This is a genomic window from Rahnella selenatireducens (assembly GCF_046449555.1).
GTDB lineage: Bacteria > Pseudomonadota > Gammaproteobacteria > Enterobacterales > Enterobacteriaceae > Rahnella > Rahnella selenatireducens.
This window is the reverse complement of record NZ_JBKEZJ010000011.1, coordinates 93,476-114,095: the sequence shown is the minus strand read 5'-3', so window position 1 is coordinate 114,095 and position 20,620 is coordinate 93,476. Positions and strand designations below refer to the sequence as shown.

Genomic DNA, 20,620 nt, shown 5'->3' with positions numbered 1-20,620 from the left:
GAAGACTCCCTCATTAAAACAAGTCAACCACCACTTGTGAGAACCATCACGAGAGGCCTTTGACGGAGATGCCCGGGCAATTAACGCACCGCAAGAGTGCGCGAAATTGCGGGTCCGCTCTGTGAATAAGTCCGCTCGCGGTTGGTGTGAGAGTCTCGCAGAGCCTGGGGAGGTTCACGTTATGTTGTACGATAAATCCCAAGAGAGGGACAACTGTGGTTTCGGCCTGATCGCCCATATAGAAGGCGAACCTAGCCATAAGGTCGTGCGTACCGCGATCCACGCACTGGCCCGTATGCAACACCGTGGCGCGATCCTTGCTGACGGCAAGACCGGCGACGGTTGCGGCCTGCATTTACAAAAACCTGATCGCTTCTTCCGCATGATTGCCGAAGAGCGCGGCTGGCGCCTGGCGAAAAACTATGCCGTCGGCATGCTGTTCCTCAGCAAAGATGAAAAAGAGGCTGAGGCGAGCCGTCGCATTGTTGAAGAAGAGTTGCAAAACGAGACGCTGTCCGTGGTGGGCTGGCGTGACGTTCCGACTAACCCGGACGTACTCGGTGAAATCGCGCTTTCCTCCCTGCCCCGCATCGAACAAATTTTTGTCAACGCGCCCGCCGGCTGGCGTCCGCGTGACATGGAACGCCGTCTGTATATGGCGCGCCGCCGTATTGAGAAACGCATTCAGGATAAAGACTTCTATGTGTGCAGTTTCTCCAACGTGGTCACGATCTACAAAGGCCTGTGTATGCCTGCGGATCTGCCACGCTTCTATTTAGATCTGGCCGACCTGCGCCTGGAATCAGCAATTTGCCTGTTCCACCAGCGTTTCTCGACCAACACCGTACCGCGCTGGCAACTGGCTCAGCCTTTCCGCTATCTGGCGCACAACGGCGAAATCAACACCATCACCGGTAACCGCCAGTGGGCCCGCGCCCGTGCGTATAAATTCAAAACGCCGCTGATCCCCGATCTGCAAGACGCCTCACCGTTCGTGAATGAAACCGGCTCGGACTCCAGCTCACTGGACAACATGCTGGAATTGTTCCTGGCTGGCGGTATGGATTTGCTGCGTGCCATGCGTTTGCTGGTTCCGCCAGCCTGGCAGCAGAACCCAGATATGGACGACGATTTACGCGCGTTCTTCGACTTTAACTCCATGCACATGGAGCCGTGGGACGGTCCGGCCGGTATCGTGATGTCAGATGGCCGCTACGCCGCCTGTAATCTCGACCGTAACGGTTTGCGTCCGGCGCGTTATGTCATCACCAAAGACAAGCTGATCACCTGCGCGTCGGAAGTCGGGATCTGGGATTACCAGCCTGACGAAGTCGTTGAAAAAGGCCGCGTGGGGCCGGGCGAACTGATGGTGATTGACACCCGCAGCGGTAAAATTCACCACTCGGCAGAAACCGATAACGACCTTAAAGGCCGCCATCCTTACAAGCAATGGATGGAGAAAAACGTTCAGCGTCTGGTGCCGTTTGAAGATCTGGCAGAAGATCAAGTCGGCAGCCGCGAGCTCGATGACAGCACGCTGGAAACCTTCCAGAAACAGTTTGGCTACAGCAGCGAAGAATTAGATCAGATCATCCGCGTATTGGGTGAGAACGGTCAGGAAGCTGTCGGTTCAATGGGCGACGATACGCCATTTGCCGTGCTCTCCAGCCGTCCGCGCATCGTGTATGACTACTTCCGCCAGCAATTTGCGCAGGTGACCAACCCGCCAATCGACCCGCTGCGTGAAGCACACGTGATGTCTCTGGCGACCAGCATTGGCCGCGAGATGAACGTATTTTGCGAAGCTGAAGGTCAGGCGCACCGTCTGAGCTTCAAATCGCCCATCCTGCTGTGGTCTGATTTCAAACAGCTCACCACGCTCGACAGCAAACACTATCGCGCGGAAACGCTGGATCTGACTTACGATCCGACCGAGCTGAATATGGAACAGTTCGTCCAGAAACTCTGTGACGAAGGCGAACAGAAAGTGCGTAACGGCGCGGTTCTGCTGGTGCTGTCTGACCGCAACATTGCGCCAAACCGCTTGCCGCTGCCTGCGCCAATGGCCGTCGGCGCGTTGCAGCTGCGTCTGGTGGAAAAAAGCCTGCGCTGCGACGCCAACATCATTGTTGAAACCGCCAGCGCACGCGACCCGCACCACTTTGCCGTGCTGATCGGCTTCGGTGCGACCGCGGTTTATCCATATCTGGCCTATGAAACGCTGGCCAAACTGGTGGATTCGCAGGTCATCGAGAAGAAATACCGTGAAGTGATGCTGAACTACCGTAACGGCATCAACAAAGGTCTGTACAAAATCATGTCCAAAATGGGCATTTCCACCGTCGCCTCTTACCGTTGTTCGAAACTGTTTGAAGCCGTCGGCCTGGCGAAAGATTTGTGCAACACCTGCTTCAACGGCGTGGTAAGCCGCATCGGCGGTGCCGGTTACAGCGACTTTGAACAGGATCTGCTGAACCTGTCCAAACGCGCCTGGCTGAAACGCAAAACATTGGATCAGGGCGGTCTGCTGAAATTTGTCCACGGCGGCGAATATCACGCGTACAACCCTGACGTCGTCACCACGCTGCAAACCGCAGTGAACAGCGGCGATTACGACGACTATAAAGTCTATGCAAAACTGGTGAACGAACGTCCGGTAGCAACCTTGCGCGACTTGCTGAAAGTCACGCCGAAAGGCCAGCCGATTCCGGTTGATCAGGTTGAACCGGCTGAAGGTCTGTTTACCCGTTTTGATACCGCAGCAATGTCTATCGGTGCGTTAAGCCCTGAAGCGCATGAGTCTCTGGCCGAAGCGATGAACAGCATCGGCGGACGTTCTAACTCCGGCGAAGGCGGCGAAGATCCTGCGCGTTACGGCACCAATAAAGTGTCCCGCATCAAGCAGGTCGCATCGGGTCGTTTCGGTGTTACGCCAGCGTATCTGGTGAATGCTGATGTAATTCAGATCAAAGTGGCGCAGGGTGCAAAACCAGGCGAAGGCGGCCAGTTGCCGGGTGATAAAGTGACGCCGTACATCGCGAAGTTGCGTTATTCCGTGCCGGGCGTGACCCTGATTTCTCCGCCGCCGCATCACGATATTTATTCCATCGAAGATCTGGCACAGCTGATCTTCGACCTGAAACAGGTCAACCCGAAAGCAATGATTTCGGTGAAACTGGTTTCTGAACCGGGCGTGGGCACCATCGCGGTCGGCGTGGCAAAAGCGTATGCAGACCTGATCACCATTGCTGGTTACGACGGCGGCACCGGCGCAAGCCCGTTATCATCGGTCAAATACGCGGGCTGTCCTTGGGAACTGGGTCTGGTGGAAACACAGCAGGCGTTAGTGGCTAATGGCCTTCGTCACAAGATTCGCTTACAAGTAGATGGCGGCCTGAAAACCGGTCTTGACATCATCAAAGCAGCAATCCTTGGCGCTGAAAGCTTCGGTTTCGGTACCGGCCCGATGGTGGCGCTGGGTTGTAAATACCTGCGTATTTGTCACCTGAATAACTGTGCGACAGGCGTGGCGACTCAGGACGATAAACTGCGTCGTAACCATTATCACGGCCTGCCTGAGCGTGTGACGAACTACTTCAAGTTCATCACGCAGGAAACTCGTGAAATCATGGCCGAGCTGGGTGTCAGCCAGCTGGTGGATCTGATTGGCCGCACCGATCTGCTCACTGAACTCGATGGCTTTACGGCGAAACAAAACAATCTGGATCTGTCTGCAATGCTGGCAACAGCGACGCCGCACGAAGGTAAAGCGGTGTACTGCACCGAAGGCAACCCGGCGTTCGACAAAGGCCAGCTGAACAAAGACATTCTGGAACAGGCTGCACCACATATCGATTCTAAGCAGAGCAAAGCGTTCTACTTCGATATTCGCAATACTGACCGTTCAGTCGGTGCGACATTGTCCGGCGCGATTGCTGAGAAGCATGGCGATCAGGGGATGGCGGCAGATCCGGTGCGTATTAACTTCAGCGGCACCGCAGGCCAGAGCTTCGGCGTCTGGAACGCAGGCGGTGTAGATTTAATGCTGACCGGCGACGCGAACGACTACGTGGGCAAAGGCATGGCCGGTGGCCGTATTGCGATTCGTCCGCCAATCGGTTCAGCGTTCCGCAGCCACGAAGCCAGCATTATCGGCAACACCTGCCTTTACGGCGCAACCGGCGGCAAGATGTTCGCGGCTGGCCGTGCAGGCGAGCGTTTTGCCGTCCGTAACTCCGGTGCTATCACCGTGGTTGAAGGCATCGGCGATAACGGTTGTGAATACATGACAGGCGGCATCGTGTGTGTTCTGGGTCGTACCGGCGTTAACTTTGGTGCAGGCATGACCGGTGGTTTCGCTTACGTTCTTGATGAAGATGGCGAATTCCGCAAACGCGTTAACCCGGAACTGGTTGAAGTTTTGGAAGTGGCCGATCTGGCTATCCATGAAGAGCATCTGCGCGGTTTGATCATCGAACACGTACAGTTGACCGCATCGACCCGTGGTGAAGAGATTTTGGCGAACTGGCCGGAATGGGCGCCTAAATTTGCCCTGGTAAAACCGAAGTCCAGTGATGTCAAAGCATTGTTGGGTCACCGTAGTCGTTCCGCAGCTGAGCTGCGGGTACAAGCGCAGTAAGAGGTTAAGATGAGTCAAAACGTTTATCAATTTGTCGACTTACAGCGTGTTGATCCGCCTAAAAAAGCGCTGAAGATCCGTAAAATTGAGTTTGTGGAAATTTACGAGCCGTTCTCAGCAACTCAGGCTGCATCGCAGGCAGACCGATGCCTGTCTTGTGGTAACCCTTACTGCGAATGGAAATGTCCGGTACATAACTACATTCCTAACTGGCTGAAGCTGGCGAACGAAGGCCGCATCATGGAAGCGGCAGATCTCGCGCATCAGACCAACAGCCTGCCGGAAGTTTGCGGACGCGTTTGTCCTCAGGACAGACTTTGCGAAGGTTCCTGCACGCTGAATGATGAATTCGGTGCAGTGACTATCGGTAACATCGAGCGCTACATCAACGATAAAGCGATCGAGATGGGCTGGCGTCCGGATATGTCTCACGTACACCCGACCGGTAAACGTGTGGCAATCATCGGCGCAGGTCCGGCAGGTTTGGCCTGTGCTGACGTGCTGACCCGTAATGGCGTGAAGGCGGTGGTTTACGATCGTCATCCGGAAATCGGCGGTTTGCTGACATTCGGTATTCCAGCCTTCAAGCTGGAAAAATCAGTGATGACCAAGCGTCGTGAAATCTTCACCGAGATGGGTATCGAATTCCAGCTCAATACAGAAGTCGGTAAAGACATCACAATGGAAGCCCTGCTGGCAGAATATGATTCTGTCTTCCTTGGCGTCGGGACTTATCAGTCTATGCGCGGTGGCTTACAGAACGAAGAGGCGCCGGGTGTTTACGACGCCCTGCCGTTCCTCATCGCTAACACCAAACAGCTGATGGGCTACGACGACAGCCAGGAAGAGCCTTATGTCACGATGGATAAGAAACGCGTTGTGGTTCTGGGCGGTGGCGACACCGCGATGGACTGTGTGCGTACTTCAATCCGTCAGGGCGCAACGCATGTGACCTGTGCGTATCGCCGCGACGAAGAGAACATGCCAGGCTCACGTCGTGAAGTGAAGAATGCCCGCGAAGAAGGCGTTGATTTCAAATTCAACCTGCAACCGCTGAGCATCGAACTGAACGATTCTGGCCGCGTGTGTGGCGTGCGGATGGCACGCACTGAACTCGGTGCCCCAGATGCTGCCGGCCGTCGTCGCGCAGAAATCGTTGCCGGTTCTGAGCACGTGATGGAAGCCGATGCTGTGGTGATGGCGTTTGGTTTCCGCCCTCACAAAATGGAATGGCTGGCGTCGCACGACGTTGAACTCGATTCATCCGGACGCATTGTGGCACCGGAAGGCAGCGACAACGCTTTCCAGACCAGCAACCCGAAAATATTCGCCGGTGGCGATGCGGTTCGCGGTTCTGATCTGGTGGTAACGGCGATTGCCGAAGGCCGTAAGGCCGCAGAAGGCATCATGAATTACCTCGAAGTGTAGTTTCATATTGCCCTTTACTAAGGCCGCGAAAGCGGCCTTTTTTATTGGACGCGGTCATGCCCGTTGTCGGATTCAGGCAATAAAAAACCCCGCGTAACAACGCAGGGTTTTAGCCGGACTGACATGACAAGCGCGGTGTTATTTCACAACGCGCAGTGCCGGGCGACCACCGCGTGGCGGTGTCGGCGGCTCATCATCCGGATCTTCTTCAGCCACATCAGGCAAATCGCCATCAATAACTGACATGGTCGGCTCTGACTGATCTTCCACACTCAGATCGCCACCAAAGGCGCCTTCGGCTTCGTAAGCAGGTTCAGGCTCGAACATGGTACCGGCTCCGTTCTCACGGGCATAAATTGCCAGAACGGCGGCAATCGGTACAAAAACGTTACGTGGTACGCCACCAAAACGTGCATTGAAGCGTACATCGTCGTTGCCCAGTTCGAGATTGCCGACAGCGCGCGGCGCAACGTTCAGAACAATTTGTCCGTCACGCGCAAACTCCATCGGCACCATCACGCCAGGCATCGTCACGTCAACCACCAGATGCGGGGTTAACTGGTTGTCGAGCAACCAGTCATAAAAGGCCCGCAACAGATAAGGGCGACGCGGAGACATGTCGGTCATCTCCATACCTTAACCTCGGGTATGCAAACGCATTTCGCGCTCGGGTTCGGTCAGGGAAGCCAGGAATGCATCACGCTCAAAGACGCGAGTCATATAACCTTTCAGCTCTTTAGAACCGGCACCTGACAGCTCGATGCCCAGCTCTGGCAAACGCCACAGCAGCGGAGCCAGGTAGCAATCGACCAGGCTGAACTCTTCGCTTTTGAAGTAAGGCATGTAGGAGAAGATTGGCGCAATCGCCAGCAACTCTTCGCGAAGTTGTTTTCGCGCGGCGTCCGCTTCGGTCGCCGAACCTTGCTCGATTTGACGCATCAGAGAATACCAGTCGTTTTCGATGCGGTGCATCATCAGACGGCTCTCGCCACGGGCAACCGGATAAACCGGCATCAGTGGTGGATGCGGGAAACGCTCATCAAGATATTCCATGATGATGCGGGATTCGAACAGCGTCAGCTCACGATCGACCAGCGTTGGCACGGTGCGATAAGGGTTGAGGTCAATAAGATCCTGCGGCAGGTGATCCATCTCAACCTGCTCGATCTCGACACTGACACCTTTCTCCGCCAGTACGATACGTACTTGATGGCTAAAAATGTCGGTCGGGCCGGAAAACAGCGTCATTACCGAACGTTTGTTGGCAGCGACAGCCATGAAAACCTCCAAGTTTATCTAGAATATTACAGCGAGTTATCGCCAGCCTGCAGTTTTTGTCCCGTAGTTTCATAGACAACCATTGGCAAGGCGAACCCAGCCAGGAAGCGCGGCAACGTCAACTGCTCGGCGAATAGGCACAAAAGTGTGTGATAGTTTACCAGATTTTACGCACGCTGTGGGGGACGCTGAGACGATTTCATGGTGAATTGTGTGTCAGGAGATCTTTTCTTCCGAAAAACCGGAATAGCGGGCATAAAAAAACCCGGTGAAACACCGGGTTTTTGACGCTGATTTTCGTGCCGAAGCACTGAGCTGCGTAAGCAGCAGAAAATTAACGTTTGGAGAACTGAGGACGACGACGTGCTTTACGCAGACCGACTTTCTTACGTTCAACCTGACGAGCATCGCGAGTAACGAAGCCTGCTTTACGCAGTTCGCCACGCAGATTTTCGTCATATTCCATCAGTGCACGGGTGATACCGTGACGGATAGCACCAGCTTGACCGGAGATACCACCACCTTTAACGGTGATGTACAGGTCGAATTTCTCAACCATGTCGACCAGTTCCAGTGGTTGACGAACTACCATGCGGGCAGTTTCACGACCAAAGTACTGTTCCAGGCTACGCTGGTTAATTACGATGTTACCACTACCCGGTTTGATGAAAACACGAGCGGCGGAGCTTTTGCGGCGACCAGTGCCGTAGTATTGATTTTCAGCCATTGCCTATAATCCCGAATTAAATGTCAAGAACTTGCGGTTGTTGCGCCGCATGAGTGTGCTCGTTACCCGCGTAAACTTTCATTTTACGGTACATTGCACGACCCAGCGGGCCCTTTGGCAACATGCCTTTAACCGCGAGCTCGATCACGCGTTCAGGACGGCGAGCGATCATCTCTTCAAAGGTCGCTTGCTTGATACCACCGATGTGGCCGGTGTGATGATAATAAATCTTGTCGTTACGCTTGTTGCCGGTTACAGCAACTTTTTCTGCGTTCAGAACGATGATGTAATCACCAGTATCAACGTGCGGAGTGTATTCCGCTTTATGTTTGCCACGCAGACGGCGGGCCAGTTCAGTGGCCAGGCGACCTAAGGTCTTGCCGGTAGCGTCAACTACGAACCAGTCACGTTGTACGGTTTCCGGTTTAGCTGTAAAAGTTTTCATTAAAAGCTTACCCAATTAAAGTTACACGTTGGCGAACACCCGAACGCTTACTTGTTTATAAAATAAGTATTTGAGGTTCACACGACCATCGTCCAGCAAACCTACCCCTTCGAATAGCCAATGCTGGCACTTATAAAGTTTCGGGAAAAAAACTTTGTAGTAACGTGGGGTCGCAAGATTATAGAGAAGTCCTCTGCAAAGATCGAACCCTTTTTCGACAAAAAGAAAGATTTCCCTCAAGTCGCCTGAAGGGTTAGCTTTGCAAAAATGACAAACGCTTTTATATCACAAATCGAACAAATAATAATCAACCTAAAATCACGGCAAATGCGGGCGTTTGAGATATTCCTCGCTTTGCATCTCCTGAAGACGCGAGAGACAGCGCTGATATTCAAACTTCAGCCGTTCGCCCTGATAAATCTCAAACATCGGCACTGCCGCTGAAATCACCAGTTTCACATGACGTTCATAGAACTCATCAACCAGCGCCAGAAAACGCCGCGCCGCATTCTCGCTGTCAGCGGCCATCACCGGAACGTTGTGCAGCAATACGCTGTGATAAATTTTCGACAGCGCAATGTAGTCGAGCTGGCTCCGCGCCTCTTCACATAATGTATGGAATTCTACCGCCAGTACGCCGTCTACCGCCGCTAGCCCCTGCAACGGACGGTGATTTACTTCCAACATGACCGGTTCTGCACCGGAATCTCCGCTGTGATTGCCGGTCAATTTATCCAGCATGCTTTGCATCGCCACCGTCGCTTCCGGGCCCGCCGGAGACAACCACAAATTCGCCTGCGTTAATGTGCGCAGACGATAATCAATGCCCGCATCCACATTCAGCACGTCACAGTATTCTTTAATCAGATCGATGGCAGGCAGGAAACGCGCGCGCTGCAACCCGTTACGGTACAACTGATCAGGCGGAATGTTAGACGTCGCAATCAGCGTGATACCGCGCGCAAATAGCGCCTGTAACAGCGTCGCCAGCAGCATCGCATCGGTAATATCCGAGACAAAAAACTCGTCGAAACACAGAACATCAGTTTCGGCTTTGAATTTATCCGCGATCACTTCCAGCGGATCTTCCTGCCCCTGAAGCTGCGTCAGTTCTTCATGCACACGCAGCATAAAGCGGTGGAAGTGCAGGCGCAGTTTACGTTCGCCGGGCAGACTGTGGAAAAACAAATCCATCAGCCAGGTTTTACCGCGCCCGACGCCGCCCCACATATAAAGGCCCTGAACCGGGCGTTGGGTCGTTTTCATCGGCGCTTTGCCGAACAGGCGCCCCAGCAAGCTACTGCGTGCTGCCGTGGCAGGCGCCGCCGCTGGCAGAGAGGAAAGTGCCTGATAAATAACATCCAGCTGAGCTACGGCCTGCTTCTGAACGGCATCCGGCTGGAACTCACCGGCATCAACTGCACTCTGATAAAGGGTAAGGGGTGATTTGGGTTGCATCGTAGTTAACGTCCCTGAGAAAAAAATTTTAAGTTTTTCACGTTGTTTAGCTGCTTTTTTGCCGTGGGTTCGCCGCATTTCCCTGCTGTCTGTGTATGAAAAAAAACGACAGGAGGCAGTGATTTTCCCGGCAGCATTCCACTCTGACAAGGTTAACGGTTATAGTGGAGCTATTGCATGACGAATTCGTGTGACAATTACGTTAAAACTATTGTCAAAAAAAGTTAACTCATAAAAGTTACGTGAAAAAGCCCTGCGGGACAACGAAGTCAAAATAGGAGTCATTATGACCTGGGAGTATGCACTCATTGGATTAGTGGTCGGTATCGCGATTGGTGCGGTGGCGATGCGCTTTGGTAATCGTAAATTACGTGATCAACAAGTCATGAAAAACGAGCTGGAGAAAAGCAAAGCAGAACTCGATGAGTATCGTCAGGAACTGGTGGGCCACTTTGCCCGCAGCGCCGAGTTGCTGGATAACATGGCGACTGATTACCGACAGCTTTATCAGCATATGGCAAAAAGCTCTAACAACTTGCTGCCGGATATGCCTGAGCAGGATAATCCGTTCAACTACCGTCTGACAGGGTCTGAAGCCGATAACGATCAGGTTCCGGTTCAGATGCCACGCGATTATTCTGACGGCGCATCAGGTCTGTTGCGCGGCGAACGTCCTGTTCGTAAATAAAAGACGTCATTAACCGGTGCGGTCCACTGCACCGGTGCTTATAACGGCGCATGTTTCATGCATGTGCCGTTCTCCTGACCTGATCCTTCCCGTGCTGTGAATCACTGTTCTATTGTCCATAACTGACGTCCATTACAGAAAGCGAGAGAGTTATCGTGATGAAGAAAAAGTCATTTTTGCTCAGTGTGTTAGCTGTTAGCCTTGGATTAACTTTCGCTTCTGTGCCTATGGCGAATGCTGCTTTACCTATGGAAGTTCAGGGACAACCCCTGCCCAGCCTGGCTCCGGTGCTTGAGAAAGTGCTGCCCGCCGTGGTTGGCGTTCAGGTTTCCGGTACTCAGCCACCGAGTGCAGACGTTCCTCCGGAATATAAATTCTTCTTCGGTCAGCAAGATCCTGAGCCGAATACCGGGCCGCAGCCTTTCGAAGGGCTGGGTTCCGGCGTGATTATTGATGCGGCAAAAGGCTACGTGCTCACCAACAACCATGTGGTGAATAACGCCGATAAAATCAGCGTTCAGCTCAACGATGGCCGCGAATATAAAGCCAAGCTGATCGGCAAAGACGATCAGTCAGACATTGCCGTGATCCAGCTGATTGATGCCAAAAATCTGACCCAAATTACGATGGCAGATTCCGACAATCTGCGCGTCGGCGATTTTGCGATTGCCGTGGGTAACCCGTTTGGCCTCGGCCAAACCGTCACATCTGGCATTGTTTCAGCGCTCGGGCGCAGTGGCCTGAATCTTGAAGGGCTGGAAAACTTCATCCAGACCGATGCCTCGATTAACCGCGGTAACTCCGGCGGCGCTTTGCTTGACCTGAAAGGTGAACTGATTGGCATCAACACCGCCATTATTTCTTCGCAGGGCGGCAGCGTCGGTATCGGTTTTGCCATTCCGGTTAACATGGCCAAAAATCTCAGCCATCAGCTGATCGAATTCGGCGAAGTGAAGCGCGGTCTGCTGGGGATTCGTGGCAGCGAAATGACACCAGAACTGGCGCAGGCATTTAAGCTCGACAGCCAGCGCGGGGCTTTCGTCAATGAAGTTCTGCCTGATTCTGCTGCGTCGAAAGCGGGCATTAAATCCGGTGACGTGCTGGTGACGTTGCAAGGCAAAAACCTGAGCAGTTTCGCTGAATTGCGGGCGAAAGTCGGAACCGCGGGGCCGGGCGTCATCATGCAAATCGGTTTATTGCGCGACGGCAAACCAATGACCGTCAGCGTCACACTGGATAAAAGCCCGGCGGTGGAAGTCAGCATTGAGAAACTCAATCCGGCACTTCAGGGTGTCACGCTGAGTGATCCGACCGATAAAAACACCAAAGGCGTTCATGTCGATGACGTGAAAAAAGGCACGCCAGCGGATCAGATCGGCCTTGAGAAAGACGATGTCATTATCGGCGTAAACCGTGAGCCTCTCGAGAATCTGGTTGCATTCCGCAAAATCCTCGAAAGCAAACCCGATCTGATCGCGCTGAGTATTTTGCGTAAAGGTCAAAATATCTATTTATTCATGCCGTAATACGTTGAAAATCGGACGCAGATGCTGCTGCGTCCGATTAACTCATGCTATCCTTCAGTCACTTTTCCTCTCGCATCCCATATATCCATGTTTGTTAAGCTATTGAGATCTGCTGTTATCGGCCTGATTGTTGCCGGCATTTTGCTGGCGGCGGTCCCTATGTTGCGTAAAAACATCTCAGAACCGATATTTAACCGTAATTTCAATCAGGACAGCGAACAACCTGTCAGCTTTAACGGCGGTGTCCGTCATGCGGCGCCTGCGGTTGTGAACGTATACAACCGCAATATGGGCAACAGTTCGCAAAACGAACTGGCGATCCGCACGTTGGGTTCCGGCGTAATCATGAATGACAACGGTTATATCCTTACCAACAAACATGTGGTGAATAATGCCGACCAGATTATTGTTGCCCTGCAGGATGGCCGCGTTTTTGAAGCCCTGCTGGTGGGTTCAGACAGCCTGACCGATCTGGCCGTTCTGAAAATCAACGCAGGCAACTTGCCCGTAATTCCGATTAACCCGCGCAGAACGCCGCACGTTGGCGATGTGGTCATGGCGATCGGCAACCCCTACAACCTCGGTCAGACCGTGACACAGGGCATTATCAGCGCCACCGGTCGTATCGGCCTGAGCCCTTCCGGTCGTCAGAATTTCCTGCAAACCGATGCATCAATCAACCAGGGGAACTCCGGCGGTGCGTTGGTCAACTCATTGGGTGAGCTAATGGGCATCAATACCCTGTCCTTTGACCAGAGCAACGACGGCGCAACGCCGGAAGGTATCGGCTTTGCTATCCCGACCGCGCTGGCGACCAAGGTGATGGGCAAACTCATCCGCGATGGTCGCGTCATTCGCGGGTATATCGGTATCAGCGGGCGTGAAGTTTCGCCACTGCACGGGCCGAACAGCGGGCTGGATCATATTCAGGGAATTGTTGTTAACGAAGTAACGGCTAACGGCCCGGCGGCGAATGCGGGAATGCAGGTCAGCGATGTGATTGTTAACGTGAACAATAAGCCTGCAATTTCCGCCATCGAAACCATGGATCAGGTGGCCGAGGTTCGCCCTGGTACGGTGATTCCGGTTGAGATTATGCGTAACGGGCAGAAGCTGACGTTACAGGTCACCGTGCAGGAATATCCTGAACACTGATTCCCGTAACCGCTGAACAGATAACGAAAAAAGCCGGAAAGGTTTCCCCTTCCGGCTTTTTTATTGCGTGCGGCGTAAAAATTATTCGCCTTTGAAACGCTCGATTTTAGCGCCGAGCTGACGCAGTTTATCTTCGATGCGCTCGTAGCCACGATCGATGTGATAAATACGGTCAACGACGGTCACGCCTTCTGCGATACAACCGGCCAGAACCAGGCTGGCAGAGGCACGTAAATCAGTCGCCATCACCTGTGCGCCAGACAGTTTTTCAACGCCGTGGCAAATCAGTGTGCTGCCTTCAATTTCAGCATGCGCGCCCATACGGATAAGCTCTGGGATGTGCATGAAGCGGTTTTCGAAGATAGTTTCGGTAATCACACCGGTACCTTCCGCAACCAGATTCAGCAGACTGAATTGTGCCTGCATATCGGTCGGGAAGCCCGGATGCGGCGCGGTACGGAAATTGACTGCTTTAGCGCGTTTGCCATGCATGTCGAGACTGATCCAGTCCTCGCCCACTTCGATATCGGCGCCGGCTTCACGCAGTTTTGCCAGTACGGCATCCAGCGTGTCAGGACGGGCTTCACGGCAGGTAATTTTGCCACCGGAAATGGCCGCTGCAACCAGGAAAGTCCCGGTTTCGATGCGGTCAGGAACAACACGGTAAACACCGCCACCCAGACGGGCGACGCCTTCGATGGTGATCTTATCGGTGCCCGCGCCGGTGATTTTTGCACCCAGCGTGTTAAGGAAATTAGCGGTATCGACAATTTCTGGCTCACGCGCGGCGTTTTCAATAATGGTCGTGCCTTCCGCCAGCGTCGCAGCGCTCATGATGGTTACGGTCGCGCCCACGCTGACTTTGTCCATCACGATGTGTGCGCCTTTCAGACGGCCATCAACGGACGCTTTCACATAACCTTCTTCCAGCACGATGGTCGCGCCGAGTTGTTCCAGGCCGGTAATGTGCAGGTCAACAGGACGTGCGCCAATCGCACAGCCGCCCGGCAAGGAAACTTCACCACGACCAAAACGCGCCACCAGAGGACCGAGAGCCCAGATGGAGGCACGCATGGTTTTCACCAGATCATACGGCGCGCAAAACTCGTTTACCGCGCTGGCATCCACGAACACAGACCCGTTGCGTTCGATTTTGGTGCCTAACTGGCTCAGTAATTTGATGGTGGTATCGATGTCTTTCAGGTGAGGAACGTTCTGGAGTTCAACAGGTTCCTCAGCAAGCAGTGCGGCAAACAAAATAGGAAGTGCGGCATTTTTTGCACCAGAGATAGTAACTTCGCCGCTCAGACGAGTCCCACCCTGTACACGAAATTTATCCATTATGACTGCTCTCTTAAATTTCAACTCTGATTAAATACGAGGAAGCTGCCGGCGCTCCGGCAGTCTTATAAACCGCTCAGTTTACGGTCACGCGCCCATTCTTCCGGGGTATAAGCCTTAATAGACAGCGCATGAATTCGATTGTCGGCGATGTATTCCATCAGCGGGGCGTAAACGGTCTGCTGTTTTTTCACGCGGCTCATGCCATCAAACATCGCACCAACGACAATGGCCTGAAAATGACTGCCATCGCCAGTAATGTGGGCTTCATCCAGTGCCAATGCGTTCATCAGCACGTCTTTAATTTCACTTGTTTCCATAGGGATCTATTCTTCTGAAGAATCATAACAGCCCGATATCTTATAGGGATCGGACCAAATCTTAAACCACGAAAAAGCCCCTGAGGAAGAGTTTCGCACAGGGGCTTTATGGACATTAAGGCAACGATTTACATCACGCCGCCTAACCTCCCGTAACTGTTCACTTATTTGCCAGTGAGTCAGTCGGGATAATGTCCTGAAGATTATACAAAGCAATCAGCGTATGCAGCCGGTCGGTAATGCCCGCGATGGTCAGCGAACTACCCTGCTGACTGGCTTCTTCACGCAGATGCACTAACAGCGCCAGGCCCGAAGAATCCACGCGTTCCAGGCCGGACACGTCCAGAGTGGTCACGCCGGACATCAGTTTTTTACGCGCATCCCAGAAAGCCACCAGCGTTTCGCGATCCAACTCACCCTGCAAGGTCAGTCGCGGCGGCTGCGATTCCCAGCGCAGAGCTTCACTCATTATTGCTTATCCAGAGTGATCGGCTGAGCAGCTGCTTGTTTCAGACGGGCAGTCAGGCCATCAATACCCTTCTGACGCAGGATGTCTGCCCACTCGTTCTGCTTGGTCGAAATCATGCTCACGCCTTCTGCGATCATGTCATATGCCTGCCATTCACCGGTGCGGCTGTTTTTACGCCACTGGAAATCCAGACGTACTGGCGGACGACCATTGGGATCGGTGATGGTGACGCGGATAGCGATGATATCTTTGTCCGCATAAGACTGTTCAGGCTGCACGGTGTAGCTCTGGCCGTTGTACATCGCCAGTGCCTGACCATAGGCCTGCTGCAAATATTCAGAGAACGCCGCAAAGTATGCGTCACGTTGTGCAGGCGTTGCCTGTTGGTAATAGCGGCCTAATACCAGCGCACCGGCATATTTGACTTGCACATACGGCAGCAATTCATCACGAACGATCTGGCGCAGGTAGTTAGGATCCTGCTTGATTTTCGGCTGTTCGGTTTTCAGACGGGTGAAGGTTTTGTTCGCCGCTTCATTCATTACGCTGTAAGGGTTGGTTTTGTCCACAGCGGCGTTGGCCAGCGGAGCCATAACCACCAGCAGTGCAGCGATCACTAAACGTTTAAACATACTTATTTTCCTCTTTTATGGAGAATCCGTGATGGCAATTCTTAATGGGCAGCCGGCTGTGGCGCCGTATTAGCGTCAGGTGCAGGTGCAGCATTCCCTTCAGATGCTGCAGGAGCAGCCGTTGCATCAGGGTCAGCCTTGCCGTCGCCGCTCTTGTAAAGGAACTGGCCAATCAGGTCTTCGAGTACCAGTGCAGATTTCGTGTCCTGAATGACGCCACCATTTTTAAGGATAGTCGTTCCCATCTCCGGGTCTTCAAATCCAATGTTCAGCGCCAGGAATTGTTCACCCAGTAAACCCGAGGTACGGATAGCCAGTGTACTGGTGCTTGGGATCTGGTTGTATTTCTGGTCGATATCCATTTCAACACGCGGAGAATAATTTTTATCCAGCGTAATGCTGCTGACACGACCGATCACCACACCACCGACTTTCACCGGTGAGCCGCTTTTCAGGCCGCCGATATTGTCGAAGTCCGCAGAAATACGGTAAGTCGGATCCGAACCGATAGAACGGATGTCAGCCACTTTGAGGCACAAAAAAACCACCGCGATCAATGCGATGATTAAAAATGCGCCAACCCAAATCTCACTCTTTTTCGTTTGCATGGTTTAGTTTCCAAACATCAGTGCTGTCAGCACAAAATCCAATCCCAGCACCGCCAGTGACGAATGCACCACAGTACGTGTCGTTGCCCGGCTGATCCCTTCGGATGTCGGGATCGCATCATAGCCATTGAACAACGCAATCCAGGTCACGGTGATAGCGAAAACAAGGCTTTTAATCAGGCAGTTAAGCAGATCTGTCCGCCAGTCTACGGCAGTTTGCATCGCAGACCAGAAGAAACCGCTGTCGATACCTTTCCAGTCCACGCCAACCAGTGAACCGCCCCAAATCCCGACAGCAACGAAAATCGCCGTCAGCAGAGGCATGGAAATCAGACCAGCCCAGAAGCGCGGTGCCACAACGCGGCGCAGCGGATCAATCGCCATCATTTCCAGGCTGGAGATTTGCTCAGTGGCTTTCATCAGACCCAGTTCAGCGGTTAACGCAGAACCCGCGCGCCCGGCAAACAGCAGTGCGGTCACGACCGGGCCAAGTTCACGCAACAGCGACAGCGCCACCATCATGCCCAGACTGGCTTCGGCACTGTACGTGGTCAAAATGAGGTATCCCTGCAAGCCCAGAACCATGCCGATGAACAGCCCGGAAACCAGAATGATTAACAGAGAAAGCACGCCAACGCTGTAAAGCTGCTTTATCAGCAGCGGCCATTGCTTGGCAAATTGCGGCTTACCGACTAATGCCCGGAAGAGCATTAAACCGGCACGGCCAAAGGACGCACAGGTGTTTATGCCGCTGCGTCCTACTGAGGCTAATGCCTTAATTAACATGGGTACTCCATCATCCGAGCAGCTCGGTTTTGTAATCACCGGCAGGGAAACGGAAAGGAACCGGTCCATCGGCAATACCATCAAGGAACTGGCGAACCCGAGGATCAGGATTATTTTGCAGCTCCTCAGGCGTTCCTTCAGCAATAACATGTTGTGCTGCAACAATATACGCGTAATCCGCAATGCTCAGCACTTCAGGAACGTCATGAGAGACCACGATGCAGGTCACGCCCAACGCATGGTTTAACTCGTCGATCAGTTTGACCAGCACGCCCATCGTGATCGGGTCCTGCCCCACAAAAGGCTCATCGAACATGATGAGTTCAGGATCAAGCGCAATGGCACGCGCCAGCGCGACACGACGCGCCATGCCGCCGGATAATTCCGCCGGCATCAGTTCACCGGCACCGCGCAGCCCGACGGCTTCGAGCTTCATGGTCACGGTACTGCGCAGTAATGCCTCAGGCAATTTACTGTGCTCGCGCAGCGGGAACGCGACATTTTCGAACACATTGAGGTCGGTAAACAATGCACCGGACTGAAACAGCATGCTCATTTTTTTGCGTGATTCGTAGAGCTTGCGGCGTGACAGCGCAGGAATGTTGTCTCCGTCAAACCAGATTTCACCTTTATCCGGCGTAAGCTGGCCGCCGATAAGACGCAGGAGCGTCGTTTTACCGATCCCCGAAGGCCCCATAATGGCGGTGACTTTGCCTTTCGGCACGGTCATGTTTATCTCTTCGAAAATGGGACGATCGCCGCGCACAAAACTCATGCCTTTGATCTCAACCAGATTCGATTCGCTTTGACTCATTCAGTTTATCCCTTCGGAATGCTTTCGCTAAGAATACGTCTGACCCGGGTGGGGCGTCGTATAACTTTGGTATTTTTACAAAAACTTACCCCGCTTTCGTTACCAAAGTTGCCATCGATTTACTTTTCCGTCACAGACGGTCAAAATCAACGAATTACCATTTTAAATTAAAAGCCTTCATCGTCTAACATACAGGAACCTGCTGGCCACGTTTTCAGACAAAATGTTGCCTTAGCTCATGTTGACGAAGGAATCGCCTGCCTTTCAAGGCAACGAACCTCGCATTATACCCAATAAAGGATGTTTCATGCTTCTCGCTATCGTACTGATGATTGTCGGCCTGTTACTGCTTGTTTACGCCGCCGATCGTCTGGTGTACGGAGCCGCTGTGCTGGCACGCTCTCTGGGTATGCCTCCACTGGTGATTGGCATGACCGTTGTCGGCGTGGGCATATCACTGCCTGAACTGGTGGTTTCCACCACCGCCGCCATCAACGATCAAATGGATTTGGCCGTTGGAAACGCAATTGGTTCGAATATCATTAATATTCTTCTGATTTTGGGCGGCGCCGCCCTGATTCATCCACTTTCCGTTCGTTCTGATATATTACGCCGCGAACTCCCTCTATTGTTACTGGTCACAGCGTTGTGTGGTTTTCTGCTCAGCGACGGCGAACTCAGCCGGCTGGATGGCGTTTTACTGCTGGCCAGTGCCGCCGCGTTTATCCTGCTGATGATAAAAATCGCCCGCGCGGCTGAAAAAGAGGGGCTGGACACGCTGACGTACGAGCAAATGTCAGAGCTTCCGCAAGACAGCAGCAACACAGTGGCATTTCTGTGGCTGGCACTGGGCTTTATCATCATGCCGCTGGCGTCGGGGATGATTGTCGACAACAGTACAGTGATTGCACGGTATTTTGGCGTCAGCGAACTGGTGATTGGCCTGACGGTCATTGCCATCGGTACCAGCCTGCCGGAACTGGCGACCTTTATCGCCGGGGCAATTAAAGGTGAAGATGATATCGCGCTGGGTAATATCATCGGTGCCAATATTTTTAACACCTGTCTGGTGCTGGGATTACCCGCGCTGGTGGCTCCGGGCTCTTTCAATCCGGATGCGTTTCACCGCGATTACTGGGTGATGCTGGCAGTCAGCGTGGTGCTTTCCGGCCTGTGCCTGATGCGCAAACACCGGATCGGGCACCTTGCCGGGGCATTATTACTGTGTGGGTTTATCGCCTATATGGCTGTGCTGTTCCTGTTACCGGACAGCATTGCTTTCTGAACTCTGTCAGGAACTGACTATGGCTAACATTACCTTTGCCTCCGACTTTGATTTCCAGTCCGTCGGGCGTGATGTGCTGAAAACAGAACGTGAAGGACTTGAGCAGTTAGATCAATATATTAACGGTGACTTTACCCGTGCATGCGAAAAAATCTTCGCCTGTACCGGAAAAGTCGTCGTGATGGGAATGGGCAAATCTGGCCATATTGGCCGAAAAATGGCCGCCACGTTTGCCAGTACCGGCACGCCGGCATTTTTTGTCCATCCGGGCGAAGCCAGTCACGGCGATCTGGGTATGGTCTCGAAGCAGGATATCGTCATTCTGATTTCCAACTCCGGTGAGGCGCATGAAATTCTGGGGCTAATCCCGGTATTGAAACGGCTGAGCATTACGCTTATCTGCATGACGTCCAATCCGGAAAGTACGATGGGCAAAGCCGCCGATGTGCATCTTTGCGTCCGTGTGCCGAAAGAAGCCTGCCCGCTGGGTCTGGCACCGACCAGTAGCACCACCGCTGTTTTGGTGATGGGCGATGCGCTCGCCGTAGCGCTGCTTGAAGCCCGAGGATTCACCCCTGAAGATTTCGCCCTGTCACACCCCGGCGGAGCACTGGGTCGTAAGCTCTTATTACGCGTCAGCGATATTATGCACACCGGCGATGAAATCCCGCACGTCAGCCGTGAAGCTTCTTTGCGCGATGCCCTGCTGGAAATCACCCGCAAAAATCTGGGCATGACAGTCATCTGCAACGATTTGATGAAAATCGAAGGGATCTTTACCGATGGTGATTTACGCCGCATCTTTGATATGGGCGTGAACATTAATAATGCGGCGATTGCCGATGTGATGACGACCGGCGGGATCCGCGTTCGCCCTTCGCTTCTGGCGGTTGACGCACTGAATCTGATGCAGGAAAAACACATTACCTGCGTGATGGTTGCTGATGGTGACCAGTTGTTAGGTGTGTTACATATGCACGATATGCTGCGCGCTGGCGTAGTTTAATTGAGGAATAGCCCG

General features: G+C 53.2%; 19 protein-coding genes. 7 read left to right on the top strand and 12 right to left on the bottom strand.

The genetic code is table 11. The annotated features are described in order from the left end of the window. The first annotated feature begins 181 nt into the window (after positions 1-181). Together gltB and ACLBVC_RS17935 are read left to right on the top strand one after the other, a co-directional pair. Positions 182-4,639: a glutamate synthase large subunit gene (gltB, locus tag ACLBVC_RS17940; RefSeq protein ID WP_410150737.1), complete on the top strand. Its 4,458-nt coding sequence runs from the start codon at positions 182-184 to the stop codon at positions 4,637-4,639. Between the two features lie 9 nt (positions 4,640-4,648). Further along, positions 4,649-6,067 carry a glutamate synthase small subunit gene (locus ACLBVC_RS17935; protein WP_410150736.1) on the top strand — a complete coding sequence of 473 codons (1,419 nt, stop codon included), beginning with the start codon at positions 4,649-4,651 and terminating at the stop codon, positions 6,065-6,067. A gap of 138 nt (positions 6,068-6,205) precedes the next feature. Here the strand turns inward: ACLBVC_RS17935 and sspB are convergent, their stop codons facing one another. The 5 genes from sspB to zapE all read right to left on the bottom strand — a co-directional run bounded on the left by sspB (position 6,206) and on the right by zapE (position 9,975). After that, positions 6,206-6,700 carry a ClpXP protease specificity-enhancing factor gene (sspB, locus tag ACLBVC_RS17930; protein WP_410150735.1) on the bottom strand — a complete coding sequence of 165 codons (495 nt, stop codon included), beginning with the start codon at positions 6,698-6,700 and terminating at the stop codon, positions 6,206-6,208. Between the two features lie 3 nt (positions 6,701-6,703). Continuing rightward, on the bottom strand, positions 6,704-7,345 hold the full coding sequence (sspA, locus tag ACLBVC_RS17925) for a stringent starvation protein SspA (RefSeq protein ID WP_104924272.1): 642 nt from the start codon (positions 7,343-7,345) through the stop codon (positions 6,704-6,706). Positions 7,346-7,679: 334 nt separating this feature from the next. Next, the gene (rpsI, locus tag ACLBVC_RS17920) at positions 7,680-8,072 is read right to left on the bottom strand and encodes a 30S ribosomal protein S9 (protein ID WP_013577238.1); all 393 of its coding nucleotides are present in this window, start codon (positions 8,070-8,072) and stop codon (positions 7,680-7,682) included. Between the two features lie 16 nt (positions 8,073-8,088). Next, positions 8,089-8,517: a 50S ribosomal protein L13 gene (rplM, locus tag ACLBVC_RS17915; RefSeq protein ID WP_013577239.1), complete on the bottom strand. Its 429-nt coding sequence runs from the start codon at positions 8,515-8,517 to the stop codon at positions 8,089-8,091. 318 nt (positions 8,518-8,835) lie between these two features. Next, on the bottom strand, positions 8,836-9,975 hold the full coding sequence (zapE, locus tag ACLBVC_RS17910; RefSeq protein WP_410150734.1) for a cell division protein ZapE: 1,140 nt from the start codon (positions 9,973-9,975) through the stop codon (positions 8,836-8,838). A 286-nt stretch (positions 9,976-10,261) separates the two neighbouring features. Between zapE and zapG the strand changes: the two genes are divergently transcribed. From zapG to degS, 3 genes are all read left to right on the top strand, one after another. Continuing rightward, entirely contained in the window at positions 10,262-10,663 is a 402-nt protein-coding gene (zapG, locus tag ACLBVC_RS17905; RefSeq protein ID WP_013577242.1) for a Z-ring associated protein ZapG, read from the top strand. Positions 10,664-10,821: 158 nt separating this feature from the next. Further along, positions 10,822-12,189: a serine endoprotease DegQ gene (gene degQ, locus ACLBVC_RS17900; RefSeq protein ID WP_410150791.1), complete on the top strand. Its 1,368-nt coding sequence runs from the start codon at positions 10,822-10,824 to the stop codon at positions 12,187-12,189. A gap of 87 nt (positions 12,190-12,276) precedes the next feature. Further along, positions 12,277-13,344 (top strand): outer membrane-stress sensor serine endopeptidase DegS, encoded by a 1,068-nt coding sequence (degS, locus tag ACLBVC_RS17895; RefSeq protein ID WP_195815551.1) that lies wholly within the window; start codon positions 12,277-12,279, stop codon positions 13,342-13,344. 81 nt (positions 13,345-13,425) lie between these two features. Here the strand turns inward: degS and murA are convergent, their stop codons facing one another. From murA to mlaF, 7 genes are all read right to left on the bottom strand, one after another. Next, positions 13,426-14,685: a UDP-N-acetylglucosamine 1-carboxyvinyltransferase gene (murA, locus tag ACLBVC_RS17890; protein ID WP_195815550.1), complete on the bottom strand. Its 1,260-nt coding sequence runs from the start codon at positions 14,683-14,685 to the stop codon at positions 13,426-13,428. 65 nt (positions 14,686-14,750) lie between these two features. After that, positions 14,751-15,005: a BolA family iron metabolism protein IbaG gene (ibaG, locus tag ACLBVC_RS17885; RefSeq protein WP_013577246.1), complete on the bottom strand. Its 255-nt coding sequence runs from the start codon at positions 15,003-15,005 to the stop codon at positions 14,751-14,753. 160 nt (positions 15,006-15,165) lie between these two features. After that, positions 15,166-15,474 (bottom strand): lipid asymmetry maintenance protein MlaB, encoded by a 309-nt coding sequence (gene mlaB / locus ACLBVC_RS17880; protein ID WP_195815549.1) that lies wholly within the window; start codon positions 15,472-15,474, stop codon positions 15,166-15,168. After that, a complete protein-coding gene (gene mlaC / locus ACLBVC_RS17875) occupies positions 15,474-16,106 on the bottom strand; it encodes a phospholipid-binding protein MlaC (RefSeq protein WP_410150733.1) in 633 nt (210 codons plus the stop codon). The genes mlaB and mlaC overlap by 1 nt, the downstream gene beginning before the upstream one ends. A gap of 41 nt (positions 16,107-16,147) precedes the next feature. Further along, positions 16,148-16,714, bottom strand: coding sequence for an outer membrane lipid asymmetry maintenance protein MlaD (mlaD, locus tag ACLBVC_RS17870; RefSeq protein WP_410150732.1), 567 nt, complete (start codon positions 16,712-16,714; stop codon positions 16,148-16,150). A 3-nt stretch (positions 16,715-16,717) separates the two neighbouring features. Next, positions 16,718-17,500, bottom strand: coding sequence for a lipid asymmetry maintenance ABC transporter permease subunit MlaE (gene mlaE, locus ACLBVC_RS17865; protein WP_152327332.1), 783 nt, complete (start codon positions 17,498-17,500; stop codon positions 16,718-16,720). A 10-nt stretch (positions 17,501-17,510) separates the two neighbouring features. Continuing rightward, entirely contained in the window at positions 17,511-18,314 is an 804-nt protein-coding gene (gene mlaF / locus ACLBVC_RS17860; protein ID WP_195815547.1) for a phospholipid ABC transporter ATP-binding protein MlaF, read from the bottom strand. Positions 18,315-18,621: 307 nt separating this feature from the next. On the opposite strand from mlaF, the gene ACLBVC_RS17855 reads away from it, so the two are divergent. Beyond that, positions 18,622-19,599, top strand: a complete 978-nt coding sequence (locus ACLBVC_RS17855) for a calcium/sodium antiporter (RefSeq protein WP_410150731.1) — start codon at positions 18,622-18,624, stop codon at positions 19,597-19,599. A gap of 19 nt (positions 19,600-19,618) precedes the next feature. Then, a complete protein-coding gene (gene kdsD, locus ACLBVC_RS17850) occupies positions 19,619-20,605 on the top strand; it encodes an arabinose-5-phosphate isomerase KdsD (RefSeq protein ID WP_410150730.1) in 987 nt (328 codons plus the stop codon). Positions 20,606-20,620: the final 15 nt, after the last annotated feature.

Bases quoted from the DNA above. Each gene is read 5' to 3' on its own strand.
- murA (WP_195815550.1), bottom strand. From the start codon at position 14,685: ATGGATAAATTTCGTGTACAGGGTGGGACTCGTCTGAGCGGCGAAGTT.
- zapE (WP_410150734.1), bottom strand. From the start codon at position 9,975: ATGCAACCCAAATCACCCCTTACCCTTTATCAGAGTGCAGTTGATGCC.
- ibaG (WP_013577246.1), bottom strand. From the start codon at position 15,005: ATGGAAACAAGTGAAATTAAAGACGTGCTGATGAACGCATTGGCACTG.
- mlaD (WP_410150732.1), bottom strand. From the start codon at position 16,714: ATGCAAACGAAAAAGAGTGAGATTTGGGTTGGCGCATTTTTAATCATC.
- zapG (WP_013577242.1), top strand. From the start codon at position 10,262: ATGACCTGGGAGTATGCACTCATTGGATTAGTGGTCGGTATCGCGATT.
- rpsI (WP_013577238.1), bottom strand. From the start codon at position 8,072: ATGGCTGAAAATCAATACTACGGCACTGGTCGCCGCAAAAGCTCCGCC.
- gltB (WP_410150737.1), top strand. From the start codon at position 182: ATGTTGTACGATAAATCCCAAGAGAGGGACAACTGTGGTTTCGGCCTG.
- mlaB (WP_195815549.1), bottom strand. From the start codon at position 15,474: ATGAGTGAAGCTCTGCGCTGGGAATCGCAGCCGCCGCGACTGACCTTG.
- sspA (WP_104924272.1), bottom strand. From the start codon at position 7,345: ATGGCTGTCGCTGCCAACAAACGTTCGGTAATGACGCTGTTTTCCGGC.
- rplM (WP_013577239.1), bottom strand. From the start codon at position 8,517: ATGAAAACTTTTACAGCTAAACCGGAAACCGTACAACGTGACTGGTTC.
- mlaF (WP_195815547.1), bottom strand. From the start codon at position 18,314: ATGAGTCAAAGCGAATCGAATCTGGTTGAGATCAAAGGCATGAGTTTT.
- sspB (WP_410150735.1), bottom strand. From the start codon at position 6,700: ATGGAGATGACCGACATGTCTCCGCGTCGCCCTTATCTGTTGCGGGCC.
- mlaE (WP_152327332.1), bottom strand. From the start codon at position 17,500: ATGTTAATTAAGGCATTAGCCTCAGTAGGACGCAGCGGCATAAACACC.
- degS (WP_195815551.1), top strand. From the start codon at position 12,277: ATGTTTGTTAAGCTATTGAGATCTGCTGTTATCGGCCTGATTGTTGCC.
- degQ (WP_410150791.1), top strand. From the start codon at position 10,822: ATGAAGAAAAAGTCATTTTTGCTCAGTGTGTTAGCTGTTAGCCTTGGA.
- mlaC (WP_410150733.1), bottom strand. From the start codon at position 16,106: ATGTTTAAACGTTTAGTGATCGCTGCACTGCTGGTGGTTATGGCTCCG.
- ACLBVC_RS17935 (WP_410150736.1), top strand. From the start codon at position 4,649: ATGAGTCAAAACGTTTATCAATTTGTCGACTTACAGCGTGTTGATCCG.
- ACLBVC_RS17855 (WP_410150731.1), top strand. From the start codon at position 18,622: ATGCTTCTCGCTATCGTACTGATGATTGTCGGCCTGTTACTGCTTGTT.
- kdsD (WP_410150730.1), top strand. From the start codon at position 19,619: ATGGCTAACATTACCTTTGCCTCCGACTTTGATTTCCAGTCCGTCGGG.